The organism is Streptomyces sp. NPDC048473, from assembly GCF_043200155.1.
Classification (GTDB): domain Bacteria; phylum Actinomycetota; class Actinomycetes; order Streptomycetales; family Streptomycetaceae; genus Streptomyces.
This window is the reverse complement of record NZ_JBICXE010000006.1, coordinates 393,553-410,560: the sequence shown is the minus strand read 5'-3', so window position 1 is coordinate 410,560 and position 17,008 is coordinate 393,553. Positions and strand designations below refer to the sequence as shown.

The following is a 17,008-nucleotide window of genomic DNA, read 5'->3' as shown; positions in this document are numbered from 1 at the left end:
CCCGACCCGTCCGGGAAACCCCAGCCGGTCCGGTGAAACCCCAGGCCGGTCCGGCAAGATCAAGCCCGTCCGGCGATTGAGGACAGAACGGCCACCGAGCAGCCCGGCCGGCCCGCACCGTCATCCGATGTCCGGCGGATCCACCCTGATCCGGACCTGCTCACCGCTCCCCCGGGACATCCGCGCCGTCTGCGCCGCCTTCAGCGCGGCCGCAAGCGCCGCCCCACTCCCCGGAGGCACCCTGAGCAGCGCCCGTTCCCAGGACTCCCCCGGCGGTGCGTCCCAGGGCCTGCGGGGCCTGCCGGGTTCGGCGCCCGGCACCGGGACCGGGCCGAGCACCTCGGCCTCCGGCGGCAGTTCGGCGGCCGTGAGAAACGCGGCGAGCGCCTCCGGCGAACCGGTCACCGAGGCCATCCGGGACACCGGCGGGAAGCCGAGCTCGGCCCGCTCCGCCAGCTCGCGGCGGGCGTGACCGACCGGATCCCAGCGCACCAGGGCCTGCACGGGCCGCAGTGTCGGCTCGGCGACGATCACCACCGTGCCGCCCTCCGGCTGCCCCCGTACCAGCGAGGCCGCGGCCGTCCAGCGGCGCAGCGCCTCCTCGCCGGCCCGCAGGTCGGGGCGCCCGACCATCGCCCAGCCGTCCAGCAGCAGCGCGGCCGCATAACCGCCCTCGGCGACGGGTTCGGCGCCGGGGGTGCTGACGACCAGTGCGGGCACGTCCGGCACCGAGTCCAGGATGTGGTCGCGGCCCGACGTCCGTACCGGCACGGCGGGGAACGCCCGGCCGAGCTCCTCGGCGGTGCGGCGGGCGCCGACGATCTGGGCGCGCAGCCGATTGGAGCCGCAGGCGACACAGTGCCAGGCGGTCTCGGCTCGCCCGCACCAGGCACAGTCGAGATCCCGCTGGTCCGGTGCCTGAAGCGGTCCCGCGCAGTGCCGGCACCGGGCGGGTTCACGGCAGCGCTCGCAGGCCAGCCGCGGTGCGTATCCGCGGCGCGGCACCTGGACCAGGACAGGGCCGCTGCGCAGCCCGTCCCGTACCGTCTGCCAGGCCAGGCTGGGCAGCCGGGCCGCCCTCGCGGCCCCGTCCCGCGCCAGCTCACCGTCGCCGACCGTACGCACCAGGGGCGCCGCGATCCGCAGCTGCTCCCGGTCCGCGCGCAGCGGCAGCGCCCAGCCGCTCTCCACCAGCTGCGCGGCCTCCACGGTGCAGTTCGTACCGCCGAGCAGGAATGCGCACCGGCCGTGCGCGGCCCGTAGTTCGAGCACCTCGCGGACGTGCGGGAAGGGAGCGTTGTCGTCGCTGTGGCTGGAGTCCCCGTCGTCCCAGACGGCGACCAGTCCGAGGTCGGCGACGGGTGCGAACATCGCGGCCCTCGTCCCGACGACCGCCCGCACGGAGCCGCGCCGCACGGCGAGCCACTCCCGGTACCGCTTCTCCGGTCCGGAGTCCGCGGTCAGCAGCGCGTGGCGGCCTTCGCCGAGCAGCTCGGTGAGCGCGGCATCCACCCGCCCCGCGGTCCGGCCGTCCGGCACGACGACGAGTGCGCCGCGCCCGGAGGCGAGCGTCGCGGCCATGGCCCTGGCGATCTCCTCGGGCCAGTGCGGTCCGGGCAGGGCGGTCCATACGGCCCGGGGTGCACCGCCCTCGGCCAGTGCCCGCAGGAACGCGGGCCCCTGTGCGTACCGCTCCCAGCTCCCCGCCGACGGCGCGGGCGGCGGGGGCAGGGGCTCGGGCGAGGGCTTGGACTCGGCCCGTCCGTTCCTGGGCGGCACGGCGAGCTGCAGCACATCGGCGAGGCTGCCCGCGTAACGGTCGGCGACAGCCCGCGAGAGGGCCAGCAGCTCCGGCCCCAGCACCGGTTCGGGCGATACGACATAGGCGAGTGCGGCGAGCGCCCCCGTGTAGTCCGATTCGGCGAGCCGCTCGACGAGGAACCCGTCGATCAGCCCGCCCCCTTCGCGCCGCCCGCCACGGACATTGCGTCCCCCGGCCCCGAATCGCACCCGCACCCGCACTCCGGGCTGTGCGTCGGCGTCGAGCTCCTCGGGCACTGCGTAGTCGAAGTACTGGTCGAGATGGAGCACGCCCTTGTTGACCAGCACCCGGGCGACGGGCAGCTCCTTGGCGAGCGCGGCGCCGCGCCAGGTCCGCGGCTTGGCCCGCGGCACCTTGGCCTTCCGTACCGTCTCCCGAATGAGCGCAAGCTGCTCCGGGGCCCCGCCCCCGGGGTCCTCGGATCGCTCGTTGTCGCTGCTCACAGCCAAATTCCTACCAGACACCACTGACAGCGGCCCCGGCGAGGCAGCGCCGGCGGCCGCACGCACCGGGGCCCGGACACCGATGTGCGGCGTCCGGGCCCCGGCGTACGGGCGGGAGCGGCAGGCTTACAGCCCGGCCGCCGTGCGCAGCGCGTCCACGCGGTCCGTGCGCTCCCAGGTGAAGTCGGGAAGCTCGCGGCCGAAGTGGCCGTACGCCGCGGTCTGGGCGTAGATCGGGCGGAGCAGGTCGAGGTCGCGGATGATCGCGGCCGGGCGGAGGTCGAAGACCTCGCCGATGGCGTGCTCGATCTTCTCGGTCTCGATCGCGGCGGTGCCGAACGTCTCGACGAACAGGCCGACGGGCTCGGCCTTGCCGATCGCGTATGCGACCTGCACCTCGCAACGGGCGGCGAGGCCCGCGGCGACGACGTTCTTGGCGACCCAGCGCATGGCATACGCGGCCGAGCGGTCGACCTTCGACGGGTCCTTGCCCGAGAAGGCGCCACCGCCGTGGCGGGCCATGCCGCCGTAGGTGTCGATGATGATCTTGCGACCGGTCAGACCGGCGTCGCCCATCGGGCCGCCGATCTCGAAGCGCCCGGTCGGGTTGACCAGCAGCCGGTAGCCGTCGGTGTCCAGCTTGATGCCGTCCTCGATCAGCTGCCCGAGCACGTGCTCGACGACGAACTCGCGGATGTCGGGCGCGAGCAGGGAGTCGAGGTCGATGTCGCTGGCGTGCTGCGAGGAGACGACGACCGTGTCGAGACGGACGGCCTTGTCGCCGTCGTACTCGATGGTGACCTGGGTCTTGCCGTCCGGGCGCAGGTACGGGATGGTCCCGTTCTTGCGGACCTCGGAGAGCCGGCGCGAGAGCCGGTGCGCGAGGTGGATCGGGAGCGGCATGAGCTCGGGCGTCTCGTCGCAGGCGTAGCCGAACATCAGGCCCTGGTCGCCGGCGCCCTGCTTGTCGAGCTCGTCCTCATCGCCCTCGACCCGCTGCTCGTACGCGGTGTCGACGCCCTGCGCGATGTCGGGCGACTGCGCACCGATGGACACCGAGACACCACAGGAGGCGCCGTCGAAGCCCTTCTTGGAGGAGTCGTAGCCGATCTCGAGAACCTTGTTGCGTACGAGGGTCGGAATGTCGGCGTAGGCCTTGGTCGTGACCTCACCCGCAACATGCACCAGACCGGTGGTGATCAAGGTCTCGACGGCGACGCGGGACCGGGGGTCCTCACGGAGCAGCGCGTCGAGAATGGTGTCGCTGATCTGGTCAGCGATCTTGTCGGGGTGACCCTCGGTGACGGACTCCGAGGTGAAGAGACGGCGGGACACATCGCTCCCTGGGGTTGCAGCGGCTGCTGGCTGATCATTTGGCGGACGGCCGGGAGCTGCGCCCGGCACGGTCCGAGGGTCAGTTTATCTGTCGCTGTCGCTCGGCGGACAACGTGTCTCGCCCTTTGGGAGTTCTGTGACCTGCGGCACGGCCCGTCACTGTACGAAAATCGCCTCCCGAAAAAGCCATTTGCGCCCATATTTCAGGGGTTTTGGCCAATGCGATGGCGTGAAACGAGAACTTCATCCGAGCCGCGACGACACGAGATCCCAGACCGTGTCGGCGAGCGCCTCCTTGGGACCGAACGGCACCGGGGTCTCAGCGCCGTCGGCTGCGAGGACCACCGCTTCGTTTTCCTCGGAGCCGAATGTCCTGCGCTCCCCCACCTCATTGACGACGAGAAGATCGCAGCCCTTGCGGCGGAGCTTCTCGCGGCCGTTGGCGAGGACGTTGTCGGTCTCGGCGGCGAAACCGACGACGATCTGGTCCGGCCGGGCGCGTTCACCGGCGACCTCGGCGAGAATGTCGGGATTGCGGACGAGCTTGATGGGCGCGGGCTCCTGGCCGTCCTTCTTCTTGATCTTCCCCGTCGCGTACTCGGCGGGGCGGAAGTCTGCGACCGCAGCCGCCATCACGACCACATCCGCGTCCGCGGCGGCCTTCAGCACCGCCTCACGAAGCTGTATGGCGGTCCCTGCGTGCACGACGTCGGCGCCTGCCGGGTCGGGCAGGCCGGTGTTCGCTTCGATGAGGGTGACCCGGGCGCCTCGGGCGACCGCGGTGCGGGCCAGGGCGTAGCCCTGCTTGCCGGACGAACGGTTGCCGAGGTAGCGCACCGGGTCGAGCGGCTCCCGCGTACCGCCCGCGCTGATCACGACGTGACGGCCGGCCAGGTCGGCTTCGACGGGCCCGCGGGCCAGCACCCGGCGGCAGACCTCGAAGATCTCCCCCGGGTCGGGCAGCCGGCCCTTGCCGGTGTCCACGCCGGTGAGCCGGCCGACGGCGGGCTCGATGACGACGGCGCCGCGGCGGCGCAGCGTGGCGACGTTCTCCCGGGTGGCGGGGTGCTCCCACATCTCGGTGTGCATGGCCGGCGCGAAGACGACCGGACAGCGGGCGGTGAGGAGTGTGTTGGTGAGCAGGTCATCCGCGAGACCGTGGGCGGCCTTGGCGAGCATGTCGGCGGTGGCGGGGGCGACGACGACCAGGTCGGCGCCCTGCCCGATCCTGACGTGCGGCACCTCGTGGACGTCGTTCCAGACCTCTGTCGAGACCGGGTGGCCCGAGAGCGCCGACCAAGTGGCCGCTCCCACGAAGTGCAGCGCCGACTCGGTCGGGACGACCCTCACGTCATGACCGGACTCGGTCAGCCGGCGCAGCAGCTCGCACGCCTTGTACGCGGCGATGCCTCCGCTGACCCCAAGAACGACCTTCGGCTTGTCCACTGCGTCTCCCCGCACTCGGATACGAACACCCCCATGCTGCCTCACCGCACCCGGTCCGATGCTGTCGCCCCGGACACACCGCAGGCCCGGCAGCCGTGGCTGCCGGGCCTGTGATGAAGATGCAATTCCTGCTTACTGCGCGGGGCCCTCGATGGCCTCGGAGGTGAGCAGGCCCGCGTTGATCTCGCGGAGCGCGATCGAGAGCGGCTTCTCGTGCACGTGGGTGTCGACGAGCGGACCGACGTACTCCAGGAGACCCTCGCCGAGCTGCGAGTAGTACGCGTTGATCTGGCGCGCGCGCTTGGCGGCGTAGATCACGAGGCTGTACTTCGAGTCTGTGGCCTCAAGGAGCTCATCAATCGGCGGGTTGATGATGCCCTCGGGCGTGGTGATGGAAGAGGACACTCTCTGCCTTCCGAAGGGGGTAAAGATCAAAGAAAATCTTTGACAGTGCGGAGTTCCGTACTGCCGCGCGTGTCGGTTGCGTCACTCGCTGCCGGCACGGTGGCCGGAAGCCTCCAGCATCAAGGCTAGCAGCTCACGGGCCACGTCCTCGACGGAGGTGTTGACCAGCGTCGTATCGAACTCGGACTCGGCGGCCAGTTCGATCCTGGCAGCGACGAGCCGACGCTCGATCACCTCGGCGGACTCGGTCCCGCGGCCGGTGAGCCGGCGCACCAGCTCCTCCCAGCTCGGCGGGGCCAGGAAGACGAGCTGGGCGTCCGGCATCGACTGCCGGACCAGCCGGGCACCCTGGAGATCGATCTCCAGCAGCACCGGCTCGCCCGCCTCCAGGCGGTCGAGCACGGCGCGGCGGGGCGTCCCGTACCGGTTACCGGCGAACTCGGCCCACTCCAGCAGCTCGCCGTTGGCGATCAGCTTGTCGAACTCGTCGTTGTCCACGAAGAAGTAGTGGACACCGTTGCGCTCGCCGGGGCGCGGCTTGCGGGTCGTCGCCGACACCGAGAGCCATACCTCGGGGTGGGCCTTGCGCATATGGGCGACGACCGTGCTCTTGCCGACCCCCGAGGGGCCGGAGAGCACGGTCAGCCGCGGACGTACGTCCGGGGGTACGGGGGACGTCCCCCGGGATGTTGCAGCCATGAGGCGATTATCCAGGTTCTCAGGGGTGCCTGAGAACGTCAGGCGGCGCTGCCGCCGAACTCACGCTCCAGGGATGCGATCTGGTTGGAGCCGAGACCCCGGACACGGCGGCTCTCGGAGATGCCGAGCCGCTCCATGATCTGCTTGGCGCGGACCTTGCCCACGCCGGGCAGAGACTCCAGGAGGGCGGAGACCTTCATCTTCCCGATGACGTCGTTCTCCTGGCCCTGCTTGATGACCTCGTGGAGCGAGGCGCCGGAGTGCTTGAGTCGATTCTTGACCTCGGCCCGCTCCCGGCGAGCCGCGGCGGCCTTTTCGAGCGCGGCTGCGCGCTGTTCAGGGGTAAGGGGCGGAAGAGCCACGCCTACGTCACCTCGGATGTCGATCTGTCGGATACGGACCGGTGAGGAAGCTGGGCGCTCCACACCAGGTGAGCGACGGACAACTTGTGTACGTCGGCTCTCGACGGAGACTAGCGGCCAAGACCGCCCGAGTCAGCGAGAACCAACGAAAAGTCCTGGTCAGCCTCGGCCGACCAGGACATTTCAGTCATAACAACCGAGTTTTTTGGTCAGGATTCAGTCAACACGCTGTTACGTGGCATGTTCACCTACCTGCGACGGCCGTCCGGACCTCGTCCGTGAACCGGTCGGCGGCTGCGCGCAGCCCCGCCACGTCCGGTCCCTGACTCAGTACTCCGCGGCTCACACTGGGCACCACATTGCCCACGGCGTCGCCGAAGACACCGGGCAGATCCGCGGGGGTCGCACCCTGGGCCCCGATCCCGGGGGCGAGCAGCGGGCCGTTGATGGCGAGATTCACGCCCGCGTCCCCGAGCGTGGCACCGACCACCGCGCCGACGGAGCCGAGCGGGGTCACCCCCTCGTTCTCGGCGGCCATGTGGTCGAGCATCAGCTGGGCCAGCGAACGGCCGTCGGCGGCGGTGGCGCGCTGCACCTCCGCGCCCTCCGGGTTGGAGGTGAGGGCGAGCACGAAGACGCCCGCGCCGGAGAGGACAGCCGCGTCGAGCGCCGGGCGCAGCGAACCGAAGCCGAGGTACGGCGAGACGGTGACCGCGTCGGAGAACAGCGGTGAGTCCTTGTCCAGGTAGGTCGCCGCGTAGGCGCCCATGGTGGAGCCGATGTCGCCGCGCTTGGCGTCCATCAGGACGAGCGCACCGGCCGCCCGCGCCTCCTCGACGGCCTTCTCCAGGACGGCGATGCCGCGCGAGCCGAAGCGCTCGAAGAACGCGGACTGCGGCTTGAGGACGGCGACCCGGTCGGCCAGTGCCTCGACGACCGTACGCGTGAAGTGCTCCAGACCCGCGACATCGTCGTTCAGGCCCCAGGCGGTGAGGAGCGAGGCGTGCGGGTCGATGCCGACGCAGAGCGGCCCGCGGGTGTCCATGGCGTGGCGCAGGCGCGCGCCGAACGGTTCCGGGATCATGCGGTGGCCTTCCTGGTTTCTGCGCCGACGGCTTCGGCGAGGGTGGCGTACGGGGAGGCGGCCAGGCGCGCCGCCAAGCCCTTGTGGATCGCCCGGGCGTAGAACGGGCCCTCGTAGATGAAGGCGCTGTAGCCCTGGACGAGCGTGGCACCGGCGAGAATGCGCTGCCAGGCGTCCTCGGCGTTCTCGACGCCCCCGACACCGACCAGGGTGATCCGGTCGCCCACCCGCGCGTACAGGCGGCTGAGGACCGCCAGGGAGCGCGCCTTGAGGGGTGCACCGGACAGTCCGCCGGTCTCCTTGACCAGGGACGGCGAGGACTTCAGGCCGAGGCCGTCCCGGGCGATGGTGGTGTTGGTGGCGATGATGCCGTCCAGATCCAGCTCGACCGCGAGATCGGCGACCGCGTCGACGTCCTCGTCCGCGAGGTCCGGGGCGATCTTGACGAGCAGGGGAACGCGCCGGTCGGTGACGGTCCGGTCGGCTGCCTCGCGCACGGCGCTGAGCAGGGGCCGGAGCGCCTCGGTGGCCTGGAGGTTGCGCAGGCCGGGGGTGTTGGGCGAGGAGACGTTCACGACGAGGTAGTCGGCGTGGCGGGCGAGCCGCTCGGTGGACTTCACGTAGTCGCCGGCCGCTTCGGCCTCCGGCACGACCTTCGTCTTGCCGATGTTGACGCCGACCGTGGTCCTGAAGACCGGGTTGCGGGCGGCCAGACGCTCGGCCACGGCCGCCGAACCCTCGTTGTTGAAGCCCATGCGGTTGATCAGCGCGCGGTCCGCGACGAGGCGGAAGAGGCGCTTCTTGGGGTTGCCGGGCTGCGGCTCGCCGGTGACCGTACCGATCTCGATGTGGTCGAAGCCGAGCATCGACATGCCGTCGATCGCGACGGCGTTCTTGTCGAAGCCCGCGGCGAGGCCGAACGGGCCGTGCATGCGCAGGCCGAGGGCCTCGGTGCGCAGCTCCTTGTAGCGGGGGGCGAGCGCCGCTGCGACGAACGTACGCAGCACGGGGATGCGGGCCGCGAGGCGGATCCACCGGAAGGCCAGGTAGTGGGCCTGCTCCGGGTCCATCCGCTTGAAGACCAGCTGGAAGAAGAACTTGTACATCGGGGTGTCCTCGGTGTCCTCACAGAGAGGGGGACACCGTTTCCGGTGTCCCCCTGCTGGGCCTGCTAGTCGCGCGCCGCGATCAGATGTTCCGCGTGTTCCTGGAGGGAACGTACGCCGACGTCTCCGTGGTTGAGTGCGTCGATGCCCTGGACGGCGGCGGCGAGCGCCTGGACCGTCGTGAGGCAGGGCACGGACCGGGCGACGGCCGCGGTACGGATCTCGTAGCCGTCGAGGCGGCCGCCCGTTCCGTACGGCGTGTTGACGATGAGGTCGACCTCGCCGTCGTGGATGAGCTGGACGATGGTCTTCTCGCCCTGCGGGCCCACCCCCTCGGACTGCTTGCGCACGACCGTGGCGTTGATGCCGTTGCGCTTGAGGACCTCGGCCGTGCCGGAGGTGGCCAGCAGCTCGAAGCCGTGCGCGACGAGTTCACGCGCCGGGAAGATCATCGAGCGCTTGTCGCGGTTGGCGACCGAGATGAAGGCGCGGCCCTTGGTGGGCAGCGGGCCGTACGCGCCGGCCTGCGACTTGGCGTACGCCGTGCCGAAGACCGAGTCGATGCCCATGACCTCACCGGTGGAGCGCATCTCCGGGCCGAGGACGGTGTCGACGCCGCGGCCGTGGATGTCGCGGAAGCGCGACCACGGCATGACGGCCTCCTTGACGGAGATCGGCGCGTCGAGCGGCAGGGTGCCGCCGTCGCCCTTCTTCGGCAGCAGGCCCTCCTCGCGCAGCTCGGCGATGGTCGCGCCCAGCGAGATGCGGGCGGCGGCCTTGGCGAGCGGGACCGCGGTCGCCTTCGAGGTGAAGGGGACGGTGCGGGAGGCGCGCGGGTTGGCCTCCAGGACGTACAGGATGTCGCCGGAGAGCGCGAACTGGATGTTGATCAGTCCGCGTACGCCGACGCCCTTGGCGATGCCCTCGGTGGAGGCCCGCAGCCGCTTGATGTCGTAGCCGCCGAGGGTGATCGGGGGCAGCGCGCAGGCGGAGTCACCGGAGTGGATACCGGCCTCCTCGATGTGCTCCATGACGCCGCCGAGGTAGAGCTCGGTGCCGTCGTAGAGCGCGTCGACGTCGATCTCGATGGCGTCGTCGAGGAAGCGGTCGACCAGGACCGGCCGGGTGGGGCTGATCTCGGTGGACTCGGCGATGTACGAGGAGAGCCGCGTCTCGTCGTAGACGATCTCCATGCCGCGGCCGCCGAGCACGTAGCTGGGACGTACGAGGACGGGGTAGCCGATCTCGTCGGCGATGGCCTTGGCCTCGTCGAAGGTGGTGGCGGTGCCGTGCTTCGGGGCCGGGAGTCCGGCCTCGGCCAGGACGCGGCCGAAGGCGCCGCGGTCCTCGGCGGCGTGGATCGCCTCCGGGGACGTGCCGACGACCGGCACACCGTTGTCCTTGAGCGCCTGCGACAGACCCAGCGGGGTCTGGCCGCCGAGCTGGACGATGACACCGGCGACCGGGCCCGCGAGGGACTCGGCGTGCACGATCTCCAGCACGTCCTCAAGCGTCAGCGGCTCAAAGTACAGGCGGTCGGAGGTGTCGTAGTCGGTGGAGACGGTCTCCGGGTTGCAGTTGACCATCACGGTCTCGTAGCCCGCGTCGCTCAGGGCGAAGGAGGCGTGGACGCAGGAGTAGTCGAACTCGATGCCCTGCCCGATGCGGTTGGGGCCGGAGCCGAGGATGATCACCGCAGGCTTGGTGCGGCTCGCGACCTCGTTCTCCTCGTCGTAACTGGAGTAGAAGTACGGCGTCTTCGCGGCGAACTCGGCGGCGCAGGTGTCGACCGTCTTGTAGACCGGGCGGATGCCGAGCGCGTGCCGCACCTCGCGCACGACGTCCTCGCGCAGGCCGCGGATCTCGGCGATCTGAGCGTCGGAGAAGCCGTGGCGCTTGGCCTCGGCGAGCAGCTCGGGGTCGAGCTTGTCGGCGGCGGCCAGCTCGTCGGCGATCTCCTTGATCAGGAAGAGCTGGTCGACGAACCAGGGGTCGATCTTCGTGGCGTCGAAGACCTCTTCCTGGGTGGCGCCGGCCCGGATCGCCTGCATGACGGTGTTGATACGGCCGTCGGTCGGGCGGACCGCCTCAGCCAGCAGCTCGGCCTTGTCGCCGGTCTCGCCGACGAAGGTGAACTGCGAGCCCTTCTTCTCCAGTGAGCGCAGAGCCTTCTGGAGCGCCTCGGTGAAGTTGCGGCCGATCGCCATGGCCTCGCCCACCGACTTCATGGTGGTGGTGAGGGTGGAGTCGGCGGAGGGGAACTTCTCGAAGGCGAACCGCGGGGCCTTGACGACGACATAGTCGAGGGTCGGCTCGAAGGAGGCCGGGGTCTTCTCGGTGATGTCGTTCGGGATCTCGTCGAGCGTGTAGCCGACGGCCAGCTTGGCGGCGATCTTGGCGATCGGGAAGCCGGTGGCCTTCGAGGCGAGCGCCGAGGAGCGGGAGACGCGCGGGTTCATCTCGATCACGATGACCCGGCCGTCGGTCGGGTCGATGGCGAACTGGATGTTGCAGCCGCCGGTGTCGACGCCGACCTCGCGGATGATCGCGATGCCGATGTCGCGCAGCCGCTGGTACTCGCGGTCGGTGAGCGTCATCGCCGGGGCGACGGTGATCGAGTCGCCCGTGTGGACGCCCATCGGGTCGAAGTTCTCGATGGAGCAGACGACCACGACGTTGTCGTGCTTGTCGCGCATCAGCTCCAGCTCGTACTCCTTCCAGCCGAGGATGGACTCCTCCAGGAGCACCTCGGTGGTCGGGGAGAGCGTCAGGCCCTGACCGGCGATCCTGCATAGCTCCTCCTCGTCGTGGGCGAAGCCGGAACCGGCACCGCCCATGGTGAAGGAGGGGCGGACGACGACGGGGTAGCCGCCGAGCGTATCGACGCCCGCCAGGACGTCGTCCATGGTGTGGCAGATGACCGAGCGGGCGGACTCGCCGTGGCCGATCTTGGCGTGGACGGCCTCGACGACGCCCTTGAAGAGGTCGCGGTCCTCGCCCTTGTTGATGGCCTCGACGTTGGCGCCGATGAGCTCGACGCCGTACTTCTCCAGGACACCGTTCTCGTGCATGGAGATCGCGGTGTTGAGCGCGGTCTGGCCGCCCAGGGTGGGGAGCAGCGCGTCGGGGCGCTCCTTGGCGATGATCTTCTCGACGAACTCGGGGGTGATCGGCTCGACGTACGTGGCGTCGGCGATCTCCGGGTCGGTCATGATCGTCGCCGGGTTCGAGTTGACCAGGATGACACGCAGGCCCTCGGCCTTGAGGACGCGGCAGGCCTGGGTACCGGAGTAGTCGAACTCGGCGGCCTGTCCGATGACGATCGGGCCGGAGCCGATGACCAGGACGGACTGGATATCGGAGCGCTTAGGCACGCTGGCCCTCCATCAGGGAAACGCTGGGCTGATTGTTGTCTCGCATGAGCTCGACGAACCGGTCGAAGAGATACGCGGCATCGTGCGGGCCCGCAGCGGCTTCGGGGTGGTACTGGACGCTGAAGGCCGGCCGGTCGAGGAGCTGCAGTCCCTCGACGACCTGGTCGTTCAGGCAGACATGGGAGACCTCGGCGCGGCCGAAGTTTGTGTCGGACACCTTATCGAGCGGGGCGTCGACGGCGAATCCGTGGTTGTGCGCGGTGACCTCGACCTTGCCGGTCGTGCGGTCCTGCACGGGCTGGTTGATGCCGCGGTGGCCGTACTTCAGCTTGTAGGTGCCGAAGCCGAGGGCGCGGCCCAGGATCTGGTTGCCGAAGCAGATACCGAAGAGCGGGGTCTTCCGCTCCAGGACGCCCTGCATGACGGAGACCGGGTGGTCCGCGGTGGCCGGGTCACCGGGGCCGTTGGAGAAGAAGACGCCGTCGGGCTCGACCGCGTACACCTCCTCCAGGGTGGCGGTGGCGGGCAGCACGTGTACTTCGATGCCGCGCTCGGCCATCCGGTGCGGGGTCATGCCCTTGATGCCCAGGTCGATCGCGGCGACGGTGAACTTCTTCGTGCCGATCGCGGGGACGACGTACGTCTCCTTGGTGGCGACGTCGGCGGAGAGGTCGGCGCCCACCATCTCGGGGGCCTCCTGGACGCGGGCCAGCAGCGTGGCCTCGTCGGCGACGGCGTCGCCGGAGAAGATGCCGACGCGCATGGCGCCGCGCTCGCGCAGGTGGCGGGTGAGGGCGCGGGTGTCGATGCCGCTGATGCCGACGACGCCCTGGCGCTCCAGCTCCTCGTCGAGCGAACGCTGCGAGCGCCAGTTGGAGGGCACCCGGGCGGGGTCGCGGACGACGTATCCGGCGACCCAGATCTGCTTCGACTCGGGGTCCTCGTCGTTCACACCGGTGTTGCCGACGTGCGGGGCGGTCATCACGACGACCTGGCGGTGGTACGAGGGGTCGGTCAGCGTCTCCTGGTATCCGGTCATGCCGGTCGAGAACACCGCCTCGCCGAAGGTCTCCCCCACGGCCCCGTAGGCGCGGCCGCGGAAGGCGCGGCCGTCCTCCAGGACGAGTACGGCGGGAGCTTTGGCGGCTCCCCGGGTGGAGATCGTCATCGTGCGGTGCCTTCCGTAGTGCTGGTGAGTTGGTCGATGGCCTCGACCCAGGCCGGGTGCTCGGCCGAGCGGTCGGAGCGGAAACCGGAGTCGATCAGCTTGTCGCCGTGCGCCCAGGTGATGATCAGCAGGCCGCCCTCGGGGAGGACCTTGCCGGCGATGCCCTTGTCGAGCCGGGCCTCACGCAGTGAGGCCGCCGGGACGAAGAAGTCGGCTGCCCCGGGTCGTACGACATCGAGACCCTGGTCGGTCAGGGTGAGCTCGACGCGGCTGCGGGTACCGAGGCCGTGGGCGACGATCCGGTCGAGCCACTGCCCGGCGGTCGTCGAGGCGTGGTACCTGCCGGTCAGCGTCAGCAGCTTCTCGCCGTCCGCGAACCCCTCCGGGGTGGAGCCGAGTTCCGGCAGATCGGACTGGAGGCTCCCCCGCCACTTCCATCCCTGGCGCATCAGCCAGTAGACGAAGGCGATGAGGACGATCAGTCCGATGACCCAGCTGATGCGAGCGGACCAGTCGGTCACTTCGGCCGACTTCTGCTCGGCGGCGAGCTGGAGGTGCAGGGGGGTGAGTGATGTCACGCGAGCTTCCCGTCGACGACCGTGGCACGGCCCCGCAGGAAGGTGTGGGTGACTCGCCCCGGCAGCTCGCGACCCTCGTAGGGAGTGTTGCGGCTGCGGGAGGCGAAGCCCGCGGGGTCCACGACACCACGGTATGCCGGATCGACCAGCGTGAGGTTGGCAGGCTCACCGGCCGAGACAGGCCGGCCGTGTCCTTCGAGACGGCCGATGGCGGCCGGACGGAACGACATCCGGTCGGCGACACCCGACCAGTCGATGAGGCCGGTGTCGACCATCGTCTGCTGGACTACGGAAAGCGCGGTCTCCAGGCCCACCATGCCCATGGCGGCGGCGGCCCACTCGCAGTCCTTGTCCTCGTGCGGGTGCGGGGCGTGGTCGGTGGCGACGCAGTCGATGGTGCCGTCGGCGAGCGCCTCGCGCAGGGCCATGACGTCGGCCTCGGTGCGCAGCGGCGGGTTCACCTTGTAGACCGGGTTGTAGGACCGTACGAGCTCGTCCGTGAGAAGCAGGTGGTGCGGGGTGACCTCGGCGGTGACGTTCCAGCCCTTGGACTTGGCCCAGCGGACGATCTCGACGGAGCCGGCGGTCGACAGGTGGCAGATGTGCACCCGGGAGCCGACGTGGGCGGCGAGCAGTACGTCGCGGGCGATGATCGACTCCTCGGCGACGGCGGGCCAGCCACCGAGACCGAGTTCCGAGGAGACGATGCCCTCGTTCATCTGGGCGCCCTCGGTGAGGCGGGGCTCCTGGGCGTGCTGGGCGACGACGCCGTCGAAGGCCTTCACGTACTCCAGCGCGCGGCGCATGATCACCGCGTCGTCGACGCACTTGCCGTCGTCGGAGAAGACCTTCACTCCGGCGGCCGAATCGTGCATGGCGCCGAGCTCGGCGAGCTTCTTGCCCTCCAGGCCGACGGTGACGGCGCCGATCGGCTGCACGTCGCAGTAGCCGGACTCCTTGCCGAGCCGCCAGACCTGCTCGACGACACCGGCGGTGTCGGCGACCGGGAAGGTGTTGGCCATGGCGTGCACGGCGGTGAAGCCGCCGACGGCCGCGGCCTTCGTCCCGGTGAGGACGGTCTCGGAGTCCTCTCGGCCGGGCTCGCGCAGATGGGTGTGGAGGTCGACCAGGCCGGGCAGCAGGATCTGGCCCTCGGCCTCGATGACGGTCGCGCCGGCGGCCTCGATGCCGGTGCCGACCTGGGTGATGGTCTCGCCGTCGATCAGAACGTCCTGGGGCTCGCCGCCGAGGATCTTCGCGCCGCGGATAAGGATCTTGCTCATGGTTACTTGTTCTCCTCGGTACGGGAGGGGGTGGCGGGAGACGGATGAGCCGACGGGGTGGCGGGCTCGGAGCCGCCCAGCAGCAAATACAGGACGGCCATGCGGATCGAGACGCCGTTGGCGACCTGCTCGACGACCGTGCACCGGTCGGAGTCGGCGACCTCGGCGGTGATCTCCATGCCGCGGACCATCGGGCCGGGGTGCATGACGATGGCGTGCTGGGGCATCTTCGCCATGCGGTCGGCGTCCAGGCCGTAGCGGCGGGAGTACTCGCGCTCGGTCGGGAAGTACGCCGCGTTCATCCGTTCGCGCTGCACACGAAGCATCATCACCGCGTCGGACTTCGGCAGCACGTCGTCGAGGCTGTAACTGATGTCGCAGGGCCAGTGCTCGACGCCGACCGGGACGAGAGTGGGCGGGGCCACCAGGGTGACGTGGGCGCCGAGCGTGGTCAGCAGGTGGACGTTGGAGCGGGCCACCCGGCTGTGCAGGATGTCGCCGACGATGGTGACCCGGCGGCCGTCGAGGTCCCGGCCGAGACCGGTGTCGGCCCCGACGAGGCGGCGGCGCAGGGTGAAGGCGTCCAGGAGGGCCTGGGTGGGGTGCTCGTGAGTGCCGTCACCGGCGTTGACGACGGCGCCGTCGATCCAGCCGGAGGTGGCGAGGCGGTACGGGGCACCGGAGGCGCCGTGCCGGATGACGACGGCGTCGGCGCCCATCGCCTCCAGGGTCAGCGCGGTGTCCTTGAGCGACTCGCCCTTGGAGACGGACGAGCCCTTCGCGGAGAAGTTGATGACGTCGGCGGAGAGGCGCTTGGCGGCGGCCTCGAAGGAGATGCGGGTACGCGTCGAGTCCTCGAAGAAGAGGTTGACGACGGTACGGCCGCGCAGGGTGGGGAGCTTCTTGATCGGCCGGTCCGCGACCCGGGCCATCTCCTCGGCGGTGTCGAGGATCAGGACGGCGTCGTCGCGGGTGAGGTCGGCGGCCGAGATGAGGTGGCGCTTCATCTGGGTGTTCTCCGGGTGGGCTGGAGGGTTCAGGCATGCGGGCGTACGGAAGCTGCCGTACGGGTTCGAGGTACGCCGTACGGGTGAAGTGCAGCTACTTCTCGCCCGCCAGGGCGGTCTGCTGGACACCGAGCAGCACGGCGTCGCGGCCGTCTTCCTCGGCGAGCTGGACCTTGACCGTCTCCCGCAGCGACGTGGGGAGGTTCTTGCCGACGTAGTCGGCACGGATCGGGAGTTCGCGGTGACCGCGGTCGACGAGCACCGCGAGCTGCACCGCGCGGGGCCGGCCGATGTCGCCCAGCGCGTCGAGCGCGGCGCGGATCGTGCGGCCCGAGAAGAGGACATCGTCCACCAGGACGACCAGGCGGCCCTCGATGCCCTCGCCGGGGATCTCGGTGCGGGCCAGGGCGCGCGCAGGGCGCAGCCGCAGGTCGTCGCGGTACATGGTGATGTCGAGTGAGCCGACCGGCATCTTTCGGCCGGTGATCTCTTCGAGTTTTTCGGCGAGCCGGTCGGCGAGGAAGACTCCCCGCGTCGGGATGCCGAGGAGCACCACGTCGTCGGCGCCCTTGGCGCGTTCGACGATCTCGTGGGCGATTCGGGTCAGTACTCGGGCGATGTCGGGAGCCTCGAGAACGGGGCGTGCCGCATTGCCGGTGGCGTCGTGCTGTGCGTCCATAAGAAACGGACCTCCTTCTCCGCCTCACTGGACGGACCTTAAAGGACGTCGAAATTGCGTCATCCACGTTACCAGGGCTTGTGCCAGGCCCTGGTCGCACCCCCGGGTGGTGCCGGTCCGGACCATTCCGGCTTGACGCATCCAAGTAACGCTGCGTAACCTTACACTGAGTTACCAGCCACGCGGCGGAGCCGCAGAATGTTCCAGCGTCCGGGGA

General features: G+C 70.2%; 14 protein-coding genes. All 14 read right to left on the bottom strand.

Annotated features, from left to right (window positions below; all coding sequences use genetic code 11):
- Positions 1 to 120: 120 nt before the first annotated feature.
- Positions 121 to 2,265: a primosomal protein N' gene (locus ACGFU7_RS14340; RefSeq protein WP_393695541.1), complete on the bottom strand. Its 2,145-nt coding sequence runs from the start codon at positions 2,263 to 2,265 to the stop codon at positions 121 to 123.
- 126 nt (positions 2,266 to 2,391) lie between these two features.
- Complete coding sequence (gene metK, locus ACGFU7_RS14335; protein WP_393695539.1) at positions 2,392 to 3,600, bottom strand: methionine adenosyltransferase; 1,209 nt, start codon at positions 3,598 to 3,600, stop codon at positions 2,392 to 2,394.
- A gap of 243 nt (positions 3,601 to 3,843) precedes the next feature.
- Complete coding sequence (coaBC, locus tag ACGFU7_RS14330; protein WP_393695537.1) at positions 3,844 to 5,046, bottom strand: bifunctional phosphopantothenoylcysteine decarboxylase/phosphopantothenate--cysteine ligase CoaBC; 1,203 nt, start codon at positions 5,044 to 5,046, stop codon at positions 3,844 to 3,846.
- Between the two features lie 132 nt (positions 5,047 to 5,178).
- Positions 5,179 to 5,451 (bottom strand): DNA-directed RNA polymerase subunit omega, encoded by a 273-nt coding sequence (rpoZ, locus tag ACGFU7_RS14325; RefSeq protein WP_003970369.1) that lies wholly within the window; start codon positions 5,449 to 5,451, stop codon positions 5,179 to 5,181.
- 81 nt (positions 5,452 to 5,532) lie between these two features.
- Positions 5,533 to 6,150 carry a guanylate kinase gene (gene gmk / locus ACGFU7_RS14320; RefSeq protein WP_393695535.1) on the bottom strand — a complete coding sequence of 206 codons (618 nt, stop codon included), beginning with the start codon at positions 6,148 to 6,150 and terminating at the stop codon, positions 5,533 to 5,535.
- A gap of 38 nt (positions 6,151 to 6,188) precedes the next feature.
- On the bottom strand, positions 6,189 to 6,512 hold the full coding sequence (locus ACGFU7_RS14315) for an integration host factor (RefSeq protein ID WP_014157387.1): 324 nt from the start codon (positions 6,510 to 6,512) through the stop codon (positions 6,189 to 6,191).
- 244 nt (positions 6,513 to 6,756) lie between these two features.
- A complete protein-coding gene (pyrF, locus tag ACGFU7_RS14310) occupies positions 6,757 to 7,596 on the bottom strand; it encodes an orotidine-5'-phosphate decarboxylase (RefSeq protein WP_393695533.1) in 840 nt (279 codons plus the stop codon).
- Positions 7,593 to 8,702, bottom strand: coding sequence for a quinone-dependent dihydroorotate dehydrogenase (locus ACGFU7_RS14305; protein WP_393695531.1), 1,110 nt, complete (start codon positions 8,700 to 8,702; stop codon positions 7,593 to 7,595). The genes pyrF and ACGFU7_RS14305 overlap by 4 nt, the downstream gene beginning before the upstream one ends.
- A gap of 65 nt (positions 8,703 to 8,767) precedes the next feature.
- Positions 8,768 to 12,076, bottom strand: coding sequence for a carbamoyl-phosphate synthase large subunit (carB, locus tag ACGFU7_RS14300; protein WP_393695529.1), 3,309 nt, complete (start codon positions 12,074 to 12,076; stop codon positions 8,768 to 8,770).
- Positions 12,069 to 13,244, bottom strand: a complete 1,176-nt coding sequence (gene carA, locus ACGFU7_RS14295) for a glutamine-hydrolyzing carbamoyl-phosphate synthase small subunit (RefSeq protein ID WP_393695527.1) — start codon at positions 13,242 to 13,244, stop codon at positions 12,069 to 12,071. The genes carB and carA overlap by 8 nt, the downstream gene beginning before the upstream one ends.
- A complete protein-coding gene (locus ACGFU7_RS14290; protein ID WP_393695525.1) occupies positions 13,241 to 13,822 on the bottom strand; it encodes a hypothetical protein in 582 nt (193 codons plus the stop codon). The genes carA and ACGFU7_RS14290 overlap by 4 nt, the downstream gene beginning before the upstream one ends.
- The gene (locus ACGFU7_RS14285; protein WP_393695523.1) at positions 13,819 to 15,105 is read right to left on the bottom strand and encodes a dihydroorotase; all 1,287 of its coding nucleotides are present in this window, start codon (positions 15,103 to 15,105) and stop codon (positions 13,819 to 13,821) included. Before ACGFU7_RS14285 ends, ACGFU7_RS14290 begins: the two co-directional genes overlap by 4 nt.
- Before the next feature lie 2 nt (positions 15,106 to 15,107).
- Entirely contained in the window at positions 15,108 to 16,112 is a 1,005-nt protein-coding gene (locus ACGFU7_RS14280) for an aspartate carbamoyltransferase catalytic subunit (RefSeq protein WP_393695522.1), read from the bottom strand.
- A gap of 94 nt (positions 16,113 to 16,206) precedes the next feature.
- Entirely contained in the window at positions 16,207 to 16,791 is a 585-nt protein-coding gene (pyrR, locus tag ACGFU7_RS14275) for a bifunctional pyr operon transcriptional regulator/uracil phosphoribosyltransferase PyrR (RefSeq protein WP_393695520.1), read from the bottom strand.
- Positions 16,792 to 17,008: the final 217 nt, after the last annotated feature.